Origin of the sequence: Kribbella sp. CA-293567 (assembly GCF_027627575.1) — a bacterium.
Lineage (GTDB): Bacteria > Actinomycetota > Actinomycetes > Propionibacteriales > Kribbellaceae > Kribbella.
In genome coordinates this window covers 2,056,979-2,075,425 of the sequence record NZ_CP114065.1, presented here as the reverse complement: position 1 = coordinate 2,075,425, position 18,447 = coordinate 2,056,979, and the positions used below count along the sequence as shown (strand labels likewise).

The following is an 18,447-nucleotide window of genomic DNA, read 5'->3' as shown; positions in this document are numbered from 1 at the left end:
CGCTGTTCATCCACAGGTAAGCGCGAAGCGCTAGGGCAGGTTCGCCAGGTACGGCGCGTGGCTGTTCTGGAACTCCCAGTTGTAGTACTTGTCCCAGTTGATCGACCAGGTCATCAGGCCGCGGAACGCCGGGGAGGCACCGCCGCGCAGCGTGTAGCCGCCGCAGTTCTGGCCCTTCACCAGACAGTCCAGCGCTTGGTGCACGGCTGCCGGGGCGGTGTAGCCGTTGCCTGCGCTGGTGGCGGCCGGGAGCCCGAAGGCGATCTGGTCCTGACGGAGCCCGGGGAAGGTGTGCCCGGTGGTCCCGACCGGGAAGCCGGCCTTGATCATGTCGGTCATCGCGATGTGGAAGTCGGCGTTGCCCATCGTGTGGTACTGGTTGTCGAGCCCCATCACGGGACCGGAGTTGTAGTCCTGGACGTGCAGCACGGTCAGCGAGTCGCGCAGCGCGTGGATCACCGGCAGGTACGAACCGCGCCGGTTGTCGCCACCGTTGGTGCCCGGACCGTAGAACTGGTAGCCGATCTGGACGAAGAAGGTCTCCGGCGCCATCGTCAGCACGAACTTCGCCCCGTACTTCGCCTTCAGCGTCTTCACCGCGCTGATCAGGTTCACGATCACCGGGGTGGTCGGGTTGCGGAAGTCGGTGTCGCCGGCGTTCAGGTAGAGCGAGTGGCCTTCGAAGTCGATGTCGAGCCCGTCCAGACCCCAGCGGTCGATGATCGCGCTGATCGAGCTGACGAACGCGTCGCGGGCCGCCGTACTGTTCAGCTGGACCTGGCCGTTCTGGCCACCGATCGAGATCAGCACCTTCTTGCCCTGGGCCTGCTTGGCCTTGATCGCGGCCAGGAACTCGGCGTCGCTCTCGACGTTCGGGCACTCGGCGACCGGGCACCGGTTGAAGCGGATGTCGCCGGAGGTGACCGAGGTCGGCTCGCCGAAGGCCAGGTTGATGATGTTCCAGGCTGCCGGGATGTCGGCCATCCGGACGTACCCGGAGCCGTTGGCGAAGCTCGCGTGGTTGTAGCCGATCAGGGCGTGCTTCGGGAGACCGGTGTTGGTGCAGCCTGTCGTAGTACCGGACGTTGCCGCACTCTTCGCCGACTCACCATTGCTGTTGTACGCCGCCACCGTGTAGCTGTGACTGGTGCACGCACCCAGCCCGTCGATGGTGGTGGAGGTCCCGGTGACCGTCTTGACGACAGTGGAGCCTTCGTACACGCGGTAGCCCGTGACTGTGCCGGTGGAAGCCGGCCAATTCAGGGAGATGGCGCTGTTCGTAGTACCGGACACTGCAGGACTCCCCGGTACGCCGGGAGCGCCGCCGGTCGGCGGGTTGCCGCCAGGCCCGTCCAGGTTGACGTCATCCGCCTGGTACGCCGGTTGCCCGTACCAGCCGTGCAGGTAGATCTGCGCCGACGTCTGGCTGGCACCACTCGTGAACGCGACCGTCAGCTGCGTGTAGCCACTGGCCGAAGGCGTCCAGGTGGAGGCGCCGCCAGTAACCCCCAGGTACACGTACGAGCCGCGCACCCAGGCCGACAACGTGTACGCCGTGCTGGGCTGCACCGCCACGGTCTGGCTGCACTGCGCGAAGTCGGAGCCGGACACTGCTCCGTTCAGCGCGAAACCGCCCGAGCGCGTCGGGCTGGTGACCACCGATCCCCCGGAGCAGCTCCAGCCACTCAGCGAACCCGCCTCGAACCCGGGGTTGGTCAGCAGATTGGCCGCCTGGGCGGTCTGGGTGACCCCGACCAGACCAGCGACGACGAGCAGAAAACCGAGTAGCGCGGCAGAACACCGTGAACGCATGGGCGGACCTCCAGCGGTGAGAGTGGATTAAGTAGAGAGGTTGCAAAACTCACCGTCAAGGCATCACGGTGTCGGATCTCCGCCGCTGTGGGAAACCCGCCGCCTCGACCTGCGCCGCTGCACCTGCCCGAGCCGTCCCGGCCTGTCGACAGCGTTGCCTCACGGCCCGCAACTCAAGCAAGGCCAGACGAGCCCACAGCTGACACACCGCCCGTCCACTCCCGGCGCGGCCAGCCGCAGGCCAACAGGCACCTGCCGATCCGCAGTACCGGTGGCCGACTGAGCCCGCTCGCGCTCGTTCGCCGTACCGGACAGGGACGGAGTCGCGGGCAGCCAACGGAGCTCGGTGGCACCATTCCGGCCGTGCACAGCCAGCACCGCGGCGACACCGCCCTCCCAGACCGATGTCGCCGGCCACTGACCCCACCAGCGCAGCGTCACCGTGCGGTCGGACCACTCGACGCCCTCGGCGACCGGAGCTGCGCAGGAGGGCCGAACCAGGTGGAAGAGCCTTGGCTCTGGCTGCGGGGTGTTCATGGTCCAAGGCTGGCCGGTGAGGGGGTGTGGTCACCAGGTGTGAGCTGTGGGCTGCCCGAACAGCCCACAGTCCCCGCAGCACTCAAGGCAGCACAGCCCTTGCAGCGTTGAGCTTCGGGCGGCGCCGCGACGGGTTCTGTCGGTAGGGCCTTGTAGGTTCTCGCTACGCACCGCAACCACCAGGCGTGACCAGTGGGCCGGCCAGACCGGCAGCTCGAGCAGGGGAGGATCCTGTGACTGAGGCAGCGTTCGGCGTGCAGTTGAGGCAGTCCCGGCAAGCAGCCGCCCTGAGCTTGCGGCAGCTTGCCACCCGAGTGGGCTACGACCACAGCTACCTGTCCCAGATCGAGCGCGGCAGACGTCCGGGCTCAGCCCACCTCGCCAGGCTGTGCGACCGCGAGCTGGGCACCAGCCCGGCGTTGTCGACCGCCTATGAGCAGACCCACCCACCAGCACCGCCCGAAGTCACCGACGACCCCGGCTCGGGCGCCGAACTGCCGGACGGCGGGACGCTGCTGTCCGAGACGATGCCGGCAAGCAGCAGGTTGCCCGCCGGGGTGGAGCTACTGGAGACGGTCCGGCATCAGCTGGCCGGTTCTTTCGGTCCCGGCCGCGAGGTGGCGGAGTGGCGAGCGGTGGCAACCGGTCATGCCCACGACTTCGCCACGACCCCACCGGCCGAGCGGCTGCCAGAGCTCACCGCTGACCTGCAGCTGTTGCGGGCCGGTGCCGCGGCCGGTTCAGCCGCGCTGGCTGTTCCGTCTGCCGAGCTGGCCGTCATGATCGCTTTGACCCTCGCCGAGCTCGGCAGGCTTCGCGCGGCCGAGCGCTGGTGGCGGACCGCTCGCGCGACCGCCGACAGCTCGGCCGAGCGCCGGATCGCCAGCTTGGCACGCAGTTGCGAGGCAACCAGCGGCTTGGCCGAGCACCGCCCGCTGGAAGGCCTGCTCGAGCTCGCTGACGATGCGTTGCTGCTGGCTGATCGACCAGCCGACGTCGCACGCGCTCTGGCCGCGCGCGCCCGGGTGCTGGCTGCACAGGGCGAGGCAGCGCAGGCTCAGCAGGCCGTGCAGGATCTTCGGACAGTGACGATCGACCTGCCCGGCCGCTCGGCAGTGAGCGATTCCCCTTTCGAGTGGGCCGGCGTCGAAACGCCCGCCGTCGAAGGGCGCGTGTGCGCGGCTCTAGGTGACACCCTCGGCGCCTATGTGGCTCTCGACCAGGCGCTAGGACTGTGGTCTCTCGAGATGACAGCTCGGGCCGAGCTGGAGCTGGTGGTCGCATGCTGCCTGGTGATGGACGGCGACGTCGCCGCTGGACTCGCAGTAGCCATGCGGGTACTGGTGGAGCTGCCTGACCAGTGGCACACCCATCACCTGTACGACGCGGCCGGCCACGTGCTCGCCGCAGTACGAGGTGATGAAGCCGGCCGCGCCGGCCTCTGGGACTACCAGGCGTTGCTGAGGCGCCGGCCCTTCGACAACCGCACTGTGGGCAGCCAGTCGAGCTCCACCCGGCAGCAGGGGTAGCGTGCGGCGAGTGACAGGTGACAATCAGGCAGCGACATTGACAGACGCATGGGACTTCCCGGTCGAGCTCAGCGCCGTCCCGGCGACAGCAGAGGCTCGTACTGCGGTGCTGGCGAAGCCCGGGTTCGGGCAGTCCTTCACCGACCACATGGTGCTCGCCTCGTGGACACTCGAGCGTGGCTGGCATGACTCGAAGGTCACTGCGTTCGCGCCGCTCAAGGTGAGTCCGGCGGCCGCTGTGCTGCACTACGCGCAAGAGATCTTCGAGGGGCTGAAGGCGTACCGGCATGAGGACGGGTCGGTGTGGGCGTTCCGGCCGGAGGTCAACGCGGCTCGGTTCAGGCGCAGCGCCCAGCGGCTTGCGTTGCCAGAGGTGCCGGAGGAAGCGTTCGTCTCGGCGCTGCGCGCACTGGTGACTGTGGACGAGGTGTGGGTGCCGCCTGCGGGCAGTGGCGAGACGAGCCTCTACCTCCGGCCGTACATGATTGCCACTGAGGCAGCGCTGAGTGTGCGCCCAGCGCACGAGGTGCTGTTCGGTGTCATCGCTTCACCAGCCGGCGCGTACTTCGACACCGGCCCCAACCCGGTCTCCATCTGGCTCTCCAGCACGTCGATCCGCGCGACTCCTGGTGGCACGGGCGCCGCCAAGTGCGGCGGCAACTACGCGGCCAGCCTCGCGGCTCTCGCGGAAGCAGTAGCCAACGGCTGCGACCAGGTGGCCTACCTGGACGCAGTGGAGCGCCGCTGGATCGAGGAGAGCGGCAGCATGAACCTCTTCTTCGTGTACGCCGACGGCCGCATCGCCACTCCCGAGCTGTCCGGCTCGATCCTGGAGGGAGTCACCCGCGCCTCGGTGCTGCAGCTGGCCGCCGACCTGGGCCACTCGGTCGAGGAGCGACGTATTTCCGCCGACGACTGGCGCGACGGTGTGCGCAGCGGCGAGATCACTGAGGTCTTCGCCTCCGGCACCGCCGCTGTCATCACCCCGATCGGCCGCCTGGCCTGGGATGGAGGTGAGGTCACCATCGGCGACCACAGCACTGACCACGGGGTTGGCCCGGTCACCGCGACGCTCCGCAAGTCCCTGCTGGACCTGCAACACGGCCGCTCTCCCGACCCGCACAACTGGCTGACTCGCCTCGCCTGACCGGCTGTCTGACGCCGCACCCGCTACCGGCGGGTGCGGCTCTCAGTACTTACGACAGCGGTGCGCGCTGGCCGACACCCAGCTCCCCGGCTTCGTCGTCGGTGACGATCGCGTAGGCGCCCTTCGGCATGCCCGGACGCCTGGCCACGTCTCTCGCGACGGACAACAGCGTCCGCTCGTCCGCGCCGGTCAGGAAGAACAGGTAGGCGTTGTCGAGCTCCTCACCGTCGTCGTAAACCTCGAACCCGCCGTCGTCCTCATGGGCCGCGAGGTACTCCTCGACCTCGAAGATCCAGCCGTAGGCGAACTCCGGGTTGTCGGCGGATCGCACGCCGGTGTCGACCAGCGGAACGTGGATCTCGACGATGAGCTGCGCCATGTGGAATCTCTCTAGGAGGGTCAGGATCGAATGTTCTCACCGCTGATCATGCGCGATGCCCGGCTCGACCGGTGTACCAGACGGTCTCTCACTCTTGCGGCAACGGCTCGCGTTCCCTGCTGTCCATCTCTACGGATCGCGACGATGAGCGGGGCCACGGCGGTCGATCCCCGGCGGGATCAGATCGGATTTCGGCGCCGATGATGCTGCCCGTTGCCGGCCCCGGCGGTTAGGTTGACTGTATGGCGGAGTCCAAGGCGGCGAAGAGCAAGACACCCGCGGTGGAGCTGGAGGTCGGCGACCGGACGGTGCGGATCTCGAACCCGGACCGGGTCTACTTCCCCGCGCGCGGCGAGACCAAGCTCGACCTGGTGAAGTACTACCTGGCCGTCGGCGACGGCATCGTGCGGGCGCTCCGCGAGCGGCCGTGCATGATGCACCGGTTCCCGTCCGGGGTGGCCGGCGACAAGGTGCACCAGAAGCGCCTGCCGAACGGAGCGCCGGACTGGATGGAGACCGTGCGGGTCAAGTTCCCGCGGTACAACCGGACCGCCGACGAGCTCTGTGTCACCGAGCTCGCGCACGTCGCCTGGGCGGTGCAGATGTCGACGGTCGAGTTCCATCCGTGGAACTCCCGCCGCGCCGACACCGAGAAGCCCGACGAGTGGCGGATCGACCTCGACCCGATGCCGGACTGCCCGTTCGACCGGGTTCGCCAGGTGGCGCACGTGGCGCATGCAGTACTGGACGACCTCGGCGCGACCGGCTACCCGAAGACCTCGGGCGGCTCCGGCATCCACATCTACGTCCGGATCAAGCCCGAGCACGGCTTCTCCGACGTACGCCGGGCCGCGCTCGCGTTCGCTCGTGAGGTCGAGCGGCGCGCCCCCGACGACGTGACCACCACCTGGTGGCGCAAGGATCGCGACCCGAAGAAGCTCTTCGTCGACTACAACCAGAACGCCCGCGACCACACGATCGCCAGCGCGTACTCCGTGCGCGGCAACCCCGAAGCCACCGTCTCCACCCCGATCCACTGGGACGAGATCGACACCGTCGACCCGAAGGCCTTCACCATCGAGACGGTCCCGGACCGCTTCGCCGAACTGGGCGACCTGCACGCCACCATCGACGACTCCCCCTACTCCCTCGACACCCTGCTCGAGTGGGCCGCCCGCGACGAAGCCGAAGGCGCGGAGGAGCCACCACCGCCGGAGGAGTAGAAGCGGCAGCGGATCACCACCACCTCACCGACCGCCGGCGAGGCCGTGGTGGAGGAGGTTGGTGAGGAGGTCGATCGCCACGTCGTCGGTGATCGTGCGGCCGGTGGGCGGATTGACGACCAGCCAGGTGTAGGCGAACCCTTCCAGCAGGGCGTTCATCGCGGAGAGTTGCAGCATCGGATCGGGTTGTGGCTGCGGCAGCTCCGACAGGTGGCCGATCAGGTGGGCATCGTCGGCCGCCATGATTCGCTGCAGCCGTTGGCCCAGTTCCGGGTCGGCCATCGCGGCCTGCTTGATGGCGATCATCTCCGGTAGGTGCGCCCGGTAGAAGCGCCAGAACGCGGTGACGTGCCAGCGCACCGACTCGATCCGGCTGAAGTCCGCCTCGTGGGTCAGATCGGTCATTACCTGGTCGTCGGCCGTGGCCAGCATGTCGACGAGCAGCGCTTCGAGCAGCTCTTCCTTGCCCGTGAAGTGGTTGTAGAACGACCCTGTCGCCCGGCCGGCCGCGACCGTGATGTCGGTGATCTTGGTGTTCAGGTAGCCGCGCTCGGCGAACACCTCACGCGCCGCCTGCTTCAGCGCCGCCTCGGTTCCGGCCGCCTGTTCCTTGCGTGTCGTCGTCACCCGAACACCTCCTTCTTGACAACCGACCCTAGTCAAGATCATAGTGAATCTAAATTCACTGAATAATAATTCATCGAAATGAGATCACTGATGAACGTGCTGATCGCCGGCGGCGGACCGACCGGACTCACCCTTGCCATCGAACTGGCCCGACGCGACATCGCGGTCCGGGTGATCGACCAAGCCGACGAGTACTTCCAGGGCTCGCGTGGCGACGGCCTGCAACCCCGCACGCTGGAGGTCTTCGAGGATCTCGGCATCCTCGACCAGGTGCTGGCGCAAGGCATTCCGGTGCCACTGCTGAAGGTCTCGCTCGGCGGCAAGCCGGCCGGCGAGCGCCGGATGGGTGAGCTGGTCGAGCCGACTCCCGACCGGCCCTACCCGAACGGCTACCTGCTCGGGCAGTCGCGGACCGAGGCGATCCTGCGCGATCGGCTCGCTGCTCTTGGTACAAGCGTCGAACTAAGCACCGCGCTGGTCAGCTTCCATCAGGAAGACGATCGTGTCGTCGCCCAGCTGTCCACCGGCGAGAGGGTCGAGGCGGACTTTCTCGTCGGAGCGGACGGCGGCAAGAGCGTTGTTCGCAAGCAGCTCGGGATCGCGTTCGAGGGCACTACGGACGATTCGTTCCGGATGCTGCTGGGTGACGTCTCGGCCGACGGTCTGGACCACGACTACGGGTACTGGTTCGCGGCCGCGGACAACCCGATGGACGGCATCGTGATGACGCCGCTGTCGGGCGGCGACCAGTTCCAGTTCGGTGCGCCACTCGGCGACCTCGGGCTCGAGCCGACCCTGGAAACCCTGCAGGGGCTGGTCGACAGATACGCCGGCGAGGGCGTCGCCAAGCTCCGGGACCTGACCTGGTCCACCGTCTGGCGACCGAACATCCGTCTCGCGAAGCACTTCCGGGCCGGCCGCGTCTTCATCGCGGGCGATGCGGCTCACGTGCACCCGCCAACCGGCGGGCAAGGACTCAACACCGGCGTACAGGATGCCTACAACCTCGGCTGGAAACTCGCCGATGGGCGGGAGGAGGTCCTGGCGACGTACGAGCCGGAACGGCGTACCAATGCCGCCCGGGTGCTCGGACTGAGTGAAGGGCTGCTGCAGAAGCACCTCGACGGCGACGAAACCGCCCTCGATCGCGGCGAGGACGTGCGGCAGCTCGACATCAGCTACCGCTCCCCCGACGCCACCGGCCCGTTGACCAGCGGTGACCGCGCCCCCGACTCGCCGCTGATTGATGCCAATGGCAACAACTTGCGTCTCTTCGACCTGTACCGCGGCCCGCACGAAACCCTGCTCCGCTTCGCTCCCAGCACACCGACCGACCACCCGTACGCCGTCGCGATCACCCGCGAGACGTTGCCCGGCAGCTACACCTCGCCCGAAGCCTTCTCCTACTACCACGCAGCCGACGGCGACGAGATCCTGATCCGTCCCGACGGCTATCTCGGCTGAGCCGCGACCGCCCGAATCAGCAGTCGAGCTCGAAGACCAGCAGGGCTTTGCCCGTCGGTGAGGTCCAGCGGTAGGCGACCAGGCAGGTGTCGGAACCGGTCGGCGGGTACCCGTCGTCCCCGATGTAGTTGGCCAGCACGAACGTGCGCCACACCCGGCTCCGGCCGTCGAACCGATGAGCGCCGACCCCACGGTCCTCGAACCGGCCGATCAGGACCGGCTGGACCGTGGGATCGCGCAACAGACCTTCGACGACGCTGCGGTCGAGCCACTCACCGTCGTCCTCGGTGAAGGGCTGGCCGTGCAGGATGATCTCGTCTCCGTGCCGCCCGTCCGGGCGGATCGAGAACTCGGGCGCGGGGAGGAGCAAGTTGGCGAGTGCTTGCAACATGTCGATCGACAGTAGCCGAGATCCGCGCCGGTGTGGATGGCTCAGCGTGCATCATCGGCGACTCTGCGCGAGCTGTCCGTTCGCAGCAGTCGATCCCTTGCTGGCCAGCAGATCGGCAGGTGATCCTTTGTGCGCAAAACTGGGCAACGGCGGGCAGGGCTGACAAGATTTCCGGGTGGAGCTGAATCGGGAGAGCGCGTTGGAGCGGGCCGTGGCGCTCGCGAGCCGGGGACGTCGGGCGATCCTCGGGATCACCGGACCGCCGGCGGCCGGCAAGTCGACGTACGCCGAACAGCTGGTGGCGGAGCTTGTTGCCCAAGGCCACCAAGTGGCGCTGGTCCCGATGGATGGGTACCACCTGGCGCAGGCGGCGCTCGACGAGCTGGGACTCGCCGCGGTGAAGGGCGCGCCGCAGACGTTCGACGGCTACGGGTTCGTCGCGCTGCTCGAGCGGTTGACGGAGTCGGCGGACGAGACGATCTGGGCGCCACGGTTCGACCGGTCACTCGAGGACTCGATCGCGGCCAGCATTCCGGTACCGCCGGAAACCACGCTAGTGGTGACCGAGGGGAACTATCTGCTGTTCGACGGACCGCCCTGGAGCACCGGCCGGGCGCTACTGGACGAGTGCTGGTACATCGAGCTCGACGATGAACTAAGGCATGAACGACTCGTCGCCCGCCACCAGCTGTTCGGCCGCTCCCCCGAGCAAGCACATGAACGCGCCTTCGGCTCCGACGAAGACAACGCGCTCTTGATCGCCGCCACGAAACCCGCTGCCGACGCGATCGTCACTCTCTCCTGAGCCGGCCGGCGCTCCCGGTCACTATCGCGGCGATCTCCCGCCGGAGGTGCATCGCGACACCTCTGGTGGTGATCAGGCTTGCGGTGAGCTGGTCCGCTCGATGAACCCGGCCACGCCGTCCAGGTAGAGCTGCAGGCCGAAGTCGAAGTCGGCCGCGTCTCCTTCGTCGAAACTCATCACGTCGTCGAAGACCCCCGCGGCCAGCACCTGAGCCAGGGCGGGAAGCTGACGCGGATCGACCACGCGAGCCAGCGTCGCGCCGTACCGGGTGAAGGCGTCCGGGTTGTCCGCGAACCCGCTCGCGAGATCCAGACTCAGACGGATCTGGCCGTGCACGTACGTCATCAGTCCCATCACGACGCCCACCTTCACCTCCTCGCTGAGGCTGGTGTCCTTCATTGCCCGGAGGGCTGAGTCGAACCAGGCGAGGTTGTTCGGACCCGCGGGCGGGCCCGAGATCGGAAGTTGGGCGAACCAGCGATGCCGGCGCACGGCCGTCAGTACGCCGTTCGCCCAGAACGTCAATCCCGCCCGCCAGTCGAGGTCGGCCGGCAGTGGGGTGGGCCGCTCGAGTGCGGCGTCCGACATCAGGACGAACAGGTCGTCCTTGCTCTTCACATGCCGGTAGAGCGCCATCGTCGAGTTGCCCAGCCGCTCGGCCACCCGGGCCATCGACACCGCCGCGAGCCCTTCAGCGTCGGCGAGCTCGATCGCGGCCTGAGTGATGTCGCCGATCGTCAGCGACGGCTTCGGTCCGCGTTTCGTGGTGTCTCGCAACCCCCACATCAGCGCGACGTCGGCCGGCAGTTCGGGCTGCTCACTCATCTCCACCACCTCAGTCTAGAAACCCAAACTGCGTACCTGCTACGCTAATTAGCGTAGCTCATACGCAATAAGAGGGAGAGGGATGATCATCCAAGCCACCGGCCTGCGAAAGTCGTACGGGTCCGTCGAAGTACTCAAAGGCATAGATCTCGAAGTGAAAGAAGGGTCGGTCCTCGCGCTGCTCGGGCCGAACGGCGCCGGCAAGACCACGATCGTGCGGATCCTGACGACACTGACCCGGCCGGATGCCGGGTCGGCGACCATCGCCGGGTACGACGTGGTGCGCGAAGCCACGATGGTTCGTGGCGTGATCAGCCTGACCGGGCAGTACGCCGCGGTCGACGCCAACCAGACCGGGCGGGAGAACCTCGCCATGGTCGGCCGGCTGATGCATCTCGGCCGGACCGCGGCCGCGCGGCGTGCGGACGAGTTGCTCGAACGGTTCGAGCTGACCGCGGCGATGGACCGGCGGGCGAAAACCTACTCGGGCGGCATGATGCGCCGGCTGGATCTCGCCATGAGCCTGATCGCCCGGCCGAGGGTGATCTTTCTCGACGAGCCGACCACCGGGCTGGATCCGGCCAGCCGGTTGACGATGTGGGACGCGATCGGTGAACTCGTCCGCGACGGTACGACGATCCTGCTCACCACGCAGTACCTCGAGGAAGCCGACCGGCTCGCCGATCGGATCGTGCTGCTCAACGACGGGCACATCGCCGCGTCGGGCACTGCCGACAGCCTCAAGACCCAGGTCGGCGGCGAACGCATCGAACTGTACTTCGCCGACGAAGCCACCGCGCGTAAGGCCGCCGCCCTGTTCGACGCCGACGGGGAGAACGGCGGACTGGTCGACGCCGCACTGCTCAACCTGCCTTCGGACGGAAGTGCCGGGCACCTGCATCAAGTGCTCGACGCGTTACGCGATCACGATCTGTCCCCGGCGCGGGTGTCCTCCCACCGCCCGACTCTCGACGACGTCTTCCTCACCCTGACCGCCTAGGAGTTGTTCAGATGACCACCCACCAGGGATTCGCTGCCGCCACCAGTGATGTCGCGACGATGGTCGGGCGCAGCGTCCGGTTGAGCCGTCGCAACGCCGACACGCTGATCGTGTCGATCGTGCTGCCACTGTTGATGATGACGCTGTTCGTCTTCGTTTTCGGCGGCGCGATCGACACCGGTACGGAGTACATCAACTATGTCGTGCCGGGGATTCTGCTCCTGACCACCGGCTACGGCGCCGCCAATACGGCGATGGCCGTGGCGGACGACATGACGACCGGGATGATCGACCGCTTGCGGTCCCTTCCGATCCGGAGTTTCGCGGTCGTCGCCGGCCATGTCGCGGCGAGCGTCGCGCGCAATGCCGCCTCGACCGCGATCGTCGTACTCGCCTCGCTCGCAATGGGTTTCCGGCCGAACGCCGATCTCACCGACTGGCTCGCCGCGATCGGCCTGCTGCTGCTCTACGTGATCGCGCTTTCCTGGCTCGCGGCGGCGCTCGGCGTGATCGCGAAGTCGGTCGAATCGGCGAGTGCGCTGAGTTTCTTCATGTTGTTCCTGCCCTACCTCAGCAGCGCTTTCGTCCGAACCGAAACGATGCCCGGTTTCCTGCAGCCGATCAGCAGGCACCAGCCGATCACCCCGGTGATCGAGGCCGTCCGCAGCTTCCTGACCGGTACGCCGCTCGGCTCGAACGGCTGGCTCGCACTGGCCTGGTGCAGCGGCCTGCTCGTCCTTTCCAGCACCCTCGCGTCGGTGCTCTATCGCCGCCGGACAAGTCGATGAGACCTCAATGAATCGGTCGTTCGAGCACTTCGGGCCGACCGTTGGGCGCAGGGTTCGAACCGCTCAGCGGACAGCCCCTGGAGAATCGCCGCAATGCTGCGACCCTGACCCCCGTTGAGGGATAAATTCGAGATCCCCCCAACGTGTGGAGGTCCCACTCCCCCCGGGACCCGCACGGGCGAATGCCCTGGTCATCGACCGGGGCATTCGTTTACCCCAGGCTCTACGGTGACAGAAAAACTTCTCCCTCGGATGTCTGTCTCGCGACCTCTGATCCGACGTACCGGTAAGAGCAGAACCACGGATCGAGGAGAGAGTCAGGATGTCCGGGAACAGCACAGAGCAGATGATCGTCACGTTGCTGGCCGAGGGAAACCCGGTCTGGTACGTCGCCGCCATGGTCAACCGCCGCAGCCATGACGTCTACCTGGTCGGCAAAGCCGCCGGCTATCCCGACAGGACCAAACTGCGCCGCGCGGTGCTGGCCCGCGGACAAGGCCGGCGTCTCGCCGCTTGACCTCTCGGCCGCGGGCCTCGGAGTTCTTCGGCGGTTGTGTTAGAAAGACTGCCAATCGTCGACCAAGTGATCGGGTGATCCACAGATGACCGATGGTGCAGCCGGAGTTCCGAGGAATCCGGCCATCGTCGAACTGCGCGCCCGGATTCGCGATCACTGGGACGAGTTCACGCCCGCCGCTCGATCGGTTTGCCGATCCCTGTCCGAGAGCACGCCCGAGCGACTTCTCTACCTTTCGGCGCAGGAGCTCGGCGTCGCCAGCAAGACCAGCAACGCGACCGTCATCCGGACCCTGCAAGCCCTCGGGTACGCCGGACTCGCCGAGCTGAAGGATCTGGTCGCCACCCCGTTCATGACGGGCCAGCGGGAGGAACGACTCCGCAGCCGGATCGAGTCGACCGGCGGCGACCCCAAGCACGTCTGGGACCGAGTGGTCACCGAGGCGATCGAGCGGATCGAGTTCCTCAACGCGCACCTGTCGATGGACTCCTTCCAGGAGGCCGTCCGGTTGATGCTCGACGCACGGGAGATCACGACTTACGGCTTTGGTGCGAACTATGTCGCGGCCGAACACCTGACGCTCAAACTGCGGCGGCTGGGCCGGCGCAGCCGGTGCATCCAGACGGCCGGCTTCCGGCTGGCCGACGACCTGCTCGCGATCGAGCGCGACGACGTCGTGATCGTGGTCGCCCCCGGGCGGCTGGTCACCGACGCCGAGGTGGTGATCGATCGCGCTCGCGCGGTGGGCGCCGGAATCATTCTGCTGAGTGAGCAGCACGTCGCCGAGCGGCTGGCCGACGACGTCACCGTCGCCATCCACGTGCCGAACACGGTCACCGGCATCACCGCCGAGGTGCTCACCATCATCGTCACCACCGACGCCCTCGCGCAGGCGGTCGCAGCCGCCGACACGGCGTACACGCTGGAGTCCGCTCACACGCTGGAGACCTTGCGTCAGCAACTCGGCTTCTGACGACCGCCCGGACTGCCTGTCTCCTTGCTGCCGACGCCGGGCCGCCCGTGGCCGGCACTACCGTCCCAGGCCGACCATCGCCGTCCCAGGACCGCGATGCCAGGACCTGACCTGGCACGACCGGCGAGGACGCCGCCGTTAGCATCGACCTGACTCGTCCTCGGCTGCAGGGAGCACTCCGATGATCTTCATCACCGCTAAGTTCAAGGTCCGTGCGGAAGACGCCGACAACTGGCCGGCCATCACGGCCGACTTCACCGCCGCCACCCGCGCCGAGCCCGGCTGCCTCTGGTTCGACTGGTCCCGCAGCGTCGACGACCCGACGAACTACGTCCTGGTCGAGGCCTTCGCCGACGACGACGCGGCCGGCGCCCACGTCAACTCCGACCACTTCAAGGCAGCCCAGTCCCAGCTCCCTCCGCACCTGGTCGAGACCCCGCGAATCGTCAACTTCGAACTCGACCAGTCCGAGTGGTCCGAACTCGGCGAACTCGCCGTCAAGCCCTGAGTTTCTCAGCGGTACTGACGTTTCCGTGGGTCGAGTTCTCTCAGCCGTAATGACATTTCCGCGGGGCGAGGCGCGCTGCCATGAACCTCCCGGGGTGCGGCAGTCCCCCAGCCATCAGTTCTCGCAGGCGACGCCGTCGCCGTCACGGTCGAGTTTCGAGGAGTAGCCGGGCTGACCGCGGCGGATCGGGGCGGCGCCGGCCGCTCTGACCTCGGAACAGTTCGCGTAGTACGTGTCGGGCTTGGGCTCCGTGGTGGGTCTGGAGGTCGGCTTGGGCGTGGACTTGGTGATCTTCGGCTTCGGCTTGACCTTTGGCTTGATCGTCACCTTGGGCTTCAGCGTGACTCGTGCGGACGGCTTGGTTGCCGGCTTCTTCGGGACCGGCTTGACGGCCGGCTTCTTGGGTGGGATCGATGCCAGCGGTACCGGCAGAGCGGGTGTCGCAGAAGGTGTGGCGGTTGGTGTCTCGGTCGGCTCGGTGGTCACCGTGGTCGTGACGGTGGTCTGAGACGCCGCAGTACCGGAGTCGGTGGTGGCGCCGCAGCTAGTTGCCAGGAAGCCTGTTGCTACGAGCAGTACGCAGGCTTCCAGGGCAGCACGATTTCTGTTCACTGTTCCCCCAACCCGTCCTCGGTTCCCCCCGGGACGAGATCGTTGTCGTTCGGGCCCCCATGGTCCGAACGGCACCATGCCTACCAGTCGTTCATCACTCTCCGCGATGGGTAGCGTGGATTTACTGGCCAGTCGTCCCTGTTTCGTTACCTAGCGCGACTCAGCTCTCCGGTACTACGACTGTGTTCTGCGCTGCGGCGATCCGCCATTCGCCGGCGTCCTTGGCGAGAAAGTAGACGGGACTACCGGTCTCCACTGGGAGCTCGGCGGTGGAGCCAGGGCGCAGGGCGTACTTCTGGTTCACGTTGACGACCGCGATGTCCGGGCGTACGAAGAGCAGGTGGTCGGGGGTGTAGGTCGCGAAGGAATCCGTGGTGGCGCCGGGCAGCACCCGCCGGGTGAAATCGGCGATGGTGTCGCGTCCGTAAAGCCGTTTGCCATGTCCCGTCACCCAGACCGCATCGTCGCGGAACAGCGCGAGAAACGCCTCGGCATCCTCACTGCTTTGCGCCTTCTCCACCGTCGCCACCAAGGCGAGGATCGCGTCGACGTCAGCTGTGCTGGGAATCCGACCGGTGATGTCCATGCCGCTCAGTCTGCGAGCTCAACCCGACTTGAGGTCAAGCAGTTCATCCCGGTACGGCGTCGCCTGGTCGGCGGATAAGCGATGGTCAGGCGTACGGCGGGTTCGTGGGGTGGCGACGGCATCCCCGTCGAGCAGTGGGCCCGAACTCATGAAATCGCCTCGGCCGAGGCACGCGAATTCCTTGCCGCGGCATCTCGGTGGTCGTCGATGACACCAGTTCGCCGCGCTTCTTGAATCGCTTGGTGATCGATCGAGGTCTTCGTCTGCAGCCCGAGGTAGGCGGTGAGCGCGGTAGGCAGTAGGCGGGGCGGTAAACGCGGTACGCAGTAGTAGGGCGGAAGGCGTGGTAGGCGGTAGCGGTCGGAATCCTCGTGTACTGCGTGCGCGACGGCAGGTGTTGCCGGTGCGGCGGCGTACGCTCGGAGGGTGCCGGCTGCTGGGGGATCTCGGTGAGAGTGCTGCAGTGGCTGCGCGCCAAGGACGCGGGGTTGTCCGCGACTCGGCGGGCGGGGCGGGCCGCGGTGGTGATGCCGCTGACGTTCGCGTTCGCCTTCCTGGTGCTCGACGACCCGGTGATCGCGACGTTCGCCTCGTTCGGGTCGATGTCGACCGTTCTCTTTGTCGACTTCAGCGGTACCAGGATCGAGCGTCTGCAAGCTCAGCTGAGTCTGATCGTGGCCGGTCTGGTGCTGATCCCGGTCGGTACGGCGGCCTCCGGCTCGCGCTGGACGGCCGCGGCGGCCACCCTGATCGTTGCCTTTGTCATCTTGTTTGCCGGGGTCATCAGCTCGGTACTGGCGAGCGCCACGACCGCGCTGCTCGCGAGCTTCATCCTTCCGGTCAGCCTGCCCGGCGGACTGGCGACGCTGCCGGATCGGCTTCTCGGCTGGTTGCTCGCCGGCGCCGCGTCCTTGGTCGCAATTACGTTCCTCTGGCCTGCTCCGAACCGTGAACCGTTGCGCGGACCCACCGCCCACGCCTGCACGCTGCTCGCCAGGCGGCTCCGCGCCGGGTTGGAGATCCTTCGCGAAGGGCCTGATACCGAACTGACCGCGCGGCTGATCTACGAAGCCGGCGAGGCATCGGCCGCCGTGGCTGATCTTCGCGACACCTTCTTCGGTACGCCGTATCGGCCGACCGGGCTGACGACTTCGGCACGGACCTTGGTTCGAGTCGTAGACGAAGTGATCTGGCTCAACGCAGTCCTGGAACCGCACCCGCGGATGCCGCATCCCGGTCCGGCCGCGCCTCAGCTCATCGCCGTCTACTCCGCAGCAGCGGCCCTGCTGGAGCGAGCCGCCGATCTGCTGGACAACGACGAGATCCGGCTCGCGGGATTCGACGACGAGGTCGAACGCCTTCGGCGAGCACGGTTGGCCCTGGAGGAAGTGGTGACCTCGCTACCCCCTTCTCCTGACGGCAGCAAATTCAAGGCTTTTATCAGCTCCCTTGAACCAACCTTCAGAGCACAAGAGATGAGCTTCGCGGTCACAGCAATCGCGGAGAACATCCAGTTGGCAGTAGCAGCCCGCGGTCGTAGCTGGTGGGATCACCTGCTCGGACACGAACCCATGGGCGTCGCCTCGCCGTTGGCGTCTGCACGGGACCGAGCGGGCGCTCATCTGGAGCGGCACTCCGTCTGGCTGCACAACAGCGTGCGGGGCGCCATGGGTCTTGCCTTGGCGGTCCTAGTGGCAGACCTGACCGGTGTGCAGCACTCCTTCTGGGTCGTGTTCGGCACACTCGCCGTACTGCGCTCCAACGCGCTCAGCACAGGTCAGAGCGCTCTGCGCGGCCTCGCCGGGACAGTGGCCGGCATCATCATCGGCGGCGCCGTAGTACTGGCTATCGGTCCCAACACCACCGTCGCCTGGTTGCTGTTGCCGATAGCCATAGTTCTGGCCGGGTTGGCGCCAGCGGCGTTCTCGTTCGCTGCTGGCCAGGCCGCCTTCACCGGCGTGCTGTTGATCCTGTTCGACATCATCTCCCCTGCAGGCTGGAAGATCGGGCTCATCCGCATCGAAGACGTCGCCATCGGATCGGGGGTGAGCTTGTTGGTCGGGCTGCTACTTTGGCCGCGCGGGGCGAGCGCTGCACTCCAGCAGGCACTTGCCGACTCGTACTCAGCCGGAGCCCGCTATCTGAGCCAGGCGGTCGGCTATGCGATCAGCAAGTGCGATGGCCAGGCGACCGCGGTCGCAGTACCGATGGAAGACAGTCAGCGGGCTGCCGCGGCCGCACGTCGGCTCGATGATGCGTTCAGGACCTTTCTGGCCGAGCGCGGCGGCAAGAAACTTCCATTGGCCGACGTGGCGACCCTGGTGACCGGCGTCGCCGTACTGCGGGTCACCGCGGATGCCATCCTCGAGCTGTGGAGTCGTGGTGATGAGCCGGCGACCGGTGATCGGGCAGCGGCTCGTGCAGAGCTTGTGGACGAGGCTGCGGTGATCGTTGAGTGGTACCAGCGCGCGGCCGAGGCGTTGGCCGGGAGCACCGCGCTGCCACCACCGATCGACCGGGATCATGACGCCGGCGAGCGGTTGGTCAGCGCAGTACGGCGGGACTTGATCGGTGACGACGGCCGATGGAGCGCGACCGCAGTACGAATGTTGTGGACAGCAGACCACCTCGACGGCCTGCGACGGTTGCAGCCAACTGTGGCGATCCGTCCCGCGCAGAGCTGACAGCAACCGGCCTGCAGACAAGCGCCGCGGCGCCGTCGAC

At 67.1% G+C, this 18,447-nt stretch carries 20 protein-coding genes; 11 read left to right on the top strand and 9 right to left on the bottom strand.

The features are described from left to right. Positions 1–30 precede the first annotated feature (30 nt). Together OX958_RS10080 and OX958_RS10075 are read right to left on the bottom strand one after the other, a co-directional pair. On the bottom strand, positions 31–1,812 hold the full coding sequence (locus OX958_RS10080; RefSeq protein ID WP_270136991.1) for a chitinase: 1,782 nt from the start codon (positions 1,810–1,812) through the stop codon (positions 31–33). Positions 1,813–1,971: 159 nt separating this feature from the next. Further along, a complete protein-coding gene (locus OX958_RS10075; protein ID WP_270136990.1) occupies positions 1,972–2,349 on the bottom strand; it encodes a hypothetical protein in 378 nt (125 codons plus the stop codon). 233 nt (positions 2,350–2,582) lie between these two features. Here OX958_RS10075 and OX958_RS10070 point away from each other — a divergent pair, with 233 nt between their 5' ends. Continuing rightward, positions 2,583–3,878 carry a helix-turn-helix domain-containing protein gene (locus OX958_RS10070; protein ID WP_270136989.1) on the top strand — a complete coding sequence of 432 codons (1,296 nt, stop codon included), beginning with the start codon at positions 2,583–2,585 and terminating at the stop codon, positions 3,876–3,878. A gap of 37 nt (positions 3,879–3,915) precedes the next feature. After that, positions 3,916–5,025, top strand: coding sequence for a branched-chain amino acid aminotransferase (locus OX958_RS10065; RefSeq protein ID WP_270136988.1), 1,110 nt, complete (start codon positions 3,916–3,918; stop codon positions 5,023–5,025). A 49-nt stretch (positions 5,026–5,074) separates the two neighbouring features. Here the strand turns inward: OX958_RS10065 and OX958_RS10060 are convergent, their stop codons facing one another. Then, positions 5,075–5,404, bottom strand: a complete 330-nt coding sequence (locus tag OX958_RS10060) for a hypothetical protein (protein WP_270136987.1) — start codon at positions 5,402–5,404, stop codon at positions 5,075–5,077. A gap of 242 nt (positions 5,405–5,646) precedes the next feature. Between OX958_RS10060 and ligD the strand changes: the two genes are divergently transcribed. Next, positions 5,647–6,627 (top strand): non-homologous end-joining DNA ligase, encoded by a 981-nt coding sequence (gene ligD, locus OX958_RS10055; protein WP_270136986.1) that lies wholly within the window; start codon positions 5,647–5,649, stop codon positions 6,625–6,627. A 24-nt stretch (positions 6,628–6,651) separates the two neighbouring features. On the opposite strand, the gene OX958_RS10050 is transcribed toward ligD, so the two are convergent. Beyond that, complete coding sequence (locus OX958_RS10050; RefSeq protein ID WP_270136985.1) at positions 6,652–7,254, bottom strand: TetR/AcrR family transcriptional regulator; 603 nt, start codon at positions 7,252–7,254, stop codon at positions 6,652–6,654. Between the two features lie 78 nt (positions 7,255–7,332). Here OX958_RS10050 and OX958_RS10045 point away from each other — a divergent pair, with 78 nt between their 5' ends. Next, entirely contained in the window at positions 7,333–8,718 is a 1,386-nt protein-coding gene (locus tag OX958_RS10045) for an FAD-dependent monooxygenase (protein ID WP_270136984.1), read from the top strand. A 16-nt stretch (positions 8,719–8,734) separates the two neighbouring features. On the opposite strand, the gene OX958_RS10040 is transcribed toward OX958_RS10045, so the two are convergent. After that, a complete protein-coding gene (locus OX958_RS10040) occupies positions 8,735–9,109 on the bottom strand; it encodes a hypothetical protein (protein ID WP_270136983.1) in 375 nt (124 codons plus the stop codon). 175 nt (positions 9,110–9,284) lie between these two features. Between OX958_RS10040 and OX958_RS10035 the strand changes: the two genes are divergently transcribed. Further along, positions 9,285–9,914, top strand: coding sequence for a nucleoside/nucleotide kinase family protein (locus OX958_RS10035; protein WP_270136982.1), 630 nt, complete (start codon positions 9,285–9,287; stop codon positions 9,912–9,914). A 72-nt stretch (positions 9,915–9,986) separates the two neighbouring features. Here OX958_RS10035 and OX958_RS10030 read toward each other — a convergent pair whose 3' ends face one another. Further along, positions 9,987–10,739 (bottom strand): TetR/AcrR family transcriptional regulator, encoded by a 753-nt coding sequence (locus tag OX958_RS10030; protein WP_270136981.1) that lies wholly within the window; start codon positions 10,737–10,739, stop codon positions 9,987–9,989. Positions 10,740–10,821: 82 nt separating this feature from the next. On the opposite strand from OX958_RS10030, the gene OX958_RS10025 reads away from it, so the two are divergent. The 5 genes from OX958_RS10025 to OX958_RS10005 all read left to right on the top strand — a co-directional run bounded on the left by OX958_RS10025 (position 10,822) and on the right by OX958_RS10005 (position 14,525). After that, the gene (locus OX958_RS10025; protein ID WP_270136980.1) at positions 10,822–11,739 is read left to right on the top strand and encodes an ATP-binding cassette domain-containing protein; all 918 of its coding nucleotides are present in this window, start codon (positions 10,822–10,824) and stop codon (positions 11,737–11,739) included. Between the two features lie 11 nt (positions 11,740–11,750). Further along, the gene (locus OX958_RS10020) at positions 11,751–12,527 is read left to right on the top strand and encodes an ABC transporter permease (RefSeq protein ID WP_270136979.1); all 777 of its coding nucleotides are present in this window, start codon (positions 11,751–11,753) and stop codon (positions 12,525–12,527) included. Between the two features lie 322 nt (positions 12,528–12,849). Continuing rightward, the gene (locus tag OX958_RS10015; protein WP_270136978.1) at positions 12,850–13,044 is read left to right on the top strand and encodes a hypothetical protein; all 195 of its coding nucleotides are present in this window, start codon (positions 12,850–12,852) and stop codon (positions 13,042–13,044) included. An 85-nt stretch (positions 13,045–13,129) separates the two neighbouring features. After that, positions 13,130–14,017 carry a MurR/RpiR family transcriptional regulator gene (locus tag OX958_RS10010; protein WP_270136977.1) on the top strand — a complete coding sequence of 296 codons (888 nt, stop codon included), beginning with the start codon at positions 13,130–13,132 and terminating at the stop codon, positions 14,015–14,017. A gap of 181 nt (positions 14,018–14,198) precedes the next feature. Next, on the top strand, positions 14,199–14,525 hold the full coding sequence (locus tag OX958_RS10005; RefSeq protein ID WP_270136976.1) for a putative quinol monooxygenase: 327 nt from the start codon (positions 14,199–14,201) through the stop codon (positions 14,523–14,525). A gap of 114 nt (positions 14,526–14,639) precedes the next feature. Here OX958_RS10005 and OX958_RS10000 read toward each other — a convergent pair whose 3' ends face one another. The 3 genes from OX958_RS10000 to OX958_RS09990 form a co-directional block, all read right to left on the bottom strand. Beyond that, positions 14,640–15,137, bottom strand: coding sequence for an excalibur calcium-binding domain-containing protein (locus OX958_RS10000; RefSeq protein WP_270136975.1), 498 nt, complete (start codon positions 15,135–15,137; stop codon positions 14,640–14,642). A gap of 160 nt (positions 15,138–15,297) precedes the next feature. Continuing rightward, complete coding sequence (locus OX958_RS09995; RefSeq protein ID WP_270136974.1) at positions 15,298–15,723, bottom strand: SgcJ/EcaC family oxidoreductase; 426 nt, start codon at positions 15,721–15,723, stop codon at positions 15,298–15,300. Positions 15,724–15,741: 18 nt separating this feature from the next. Then, the gene (locus tag OX958_RS09990) at positions 15,742–15,873 is read right to left on the bottom strand and encodes a hypothetical protein (RefSeq protein ID WP_270136973.1); all 132 of its coding nucleotides are present in this window, start codon (positions 15,871–15,873) and stop codon (positions 15,742–15,744) included. A 299-nt stretch (positions 15,874–16,172) separates the two neighbouring features. On the opposite strand from OX958_RS09990, the gene OX958_RS09985 reads away from it, so the two are divergent. Then, entirely contained in the window at positions 16,173–18,407 is a 2,235-nt protein-coding gene (locus tag OX958_RS09985) for an FUSC family protein (RefSeq protein ID WP_270136972.1), read from the top strand. Positions 18,408–18,447: the final 40 nt, after the last annotated feature.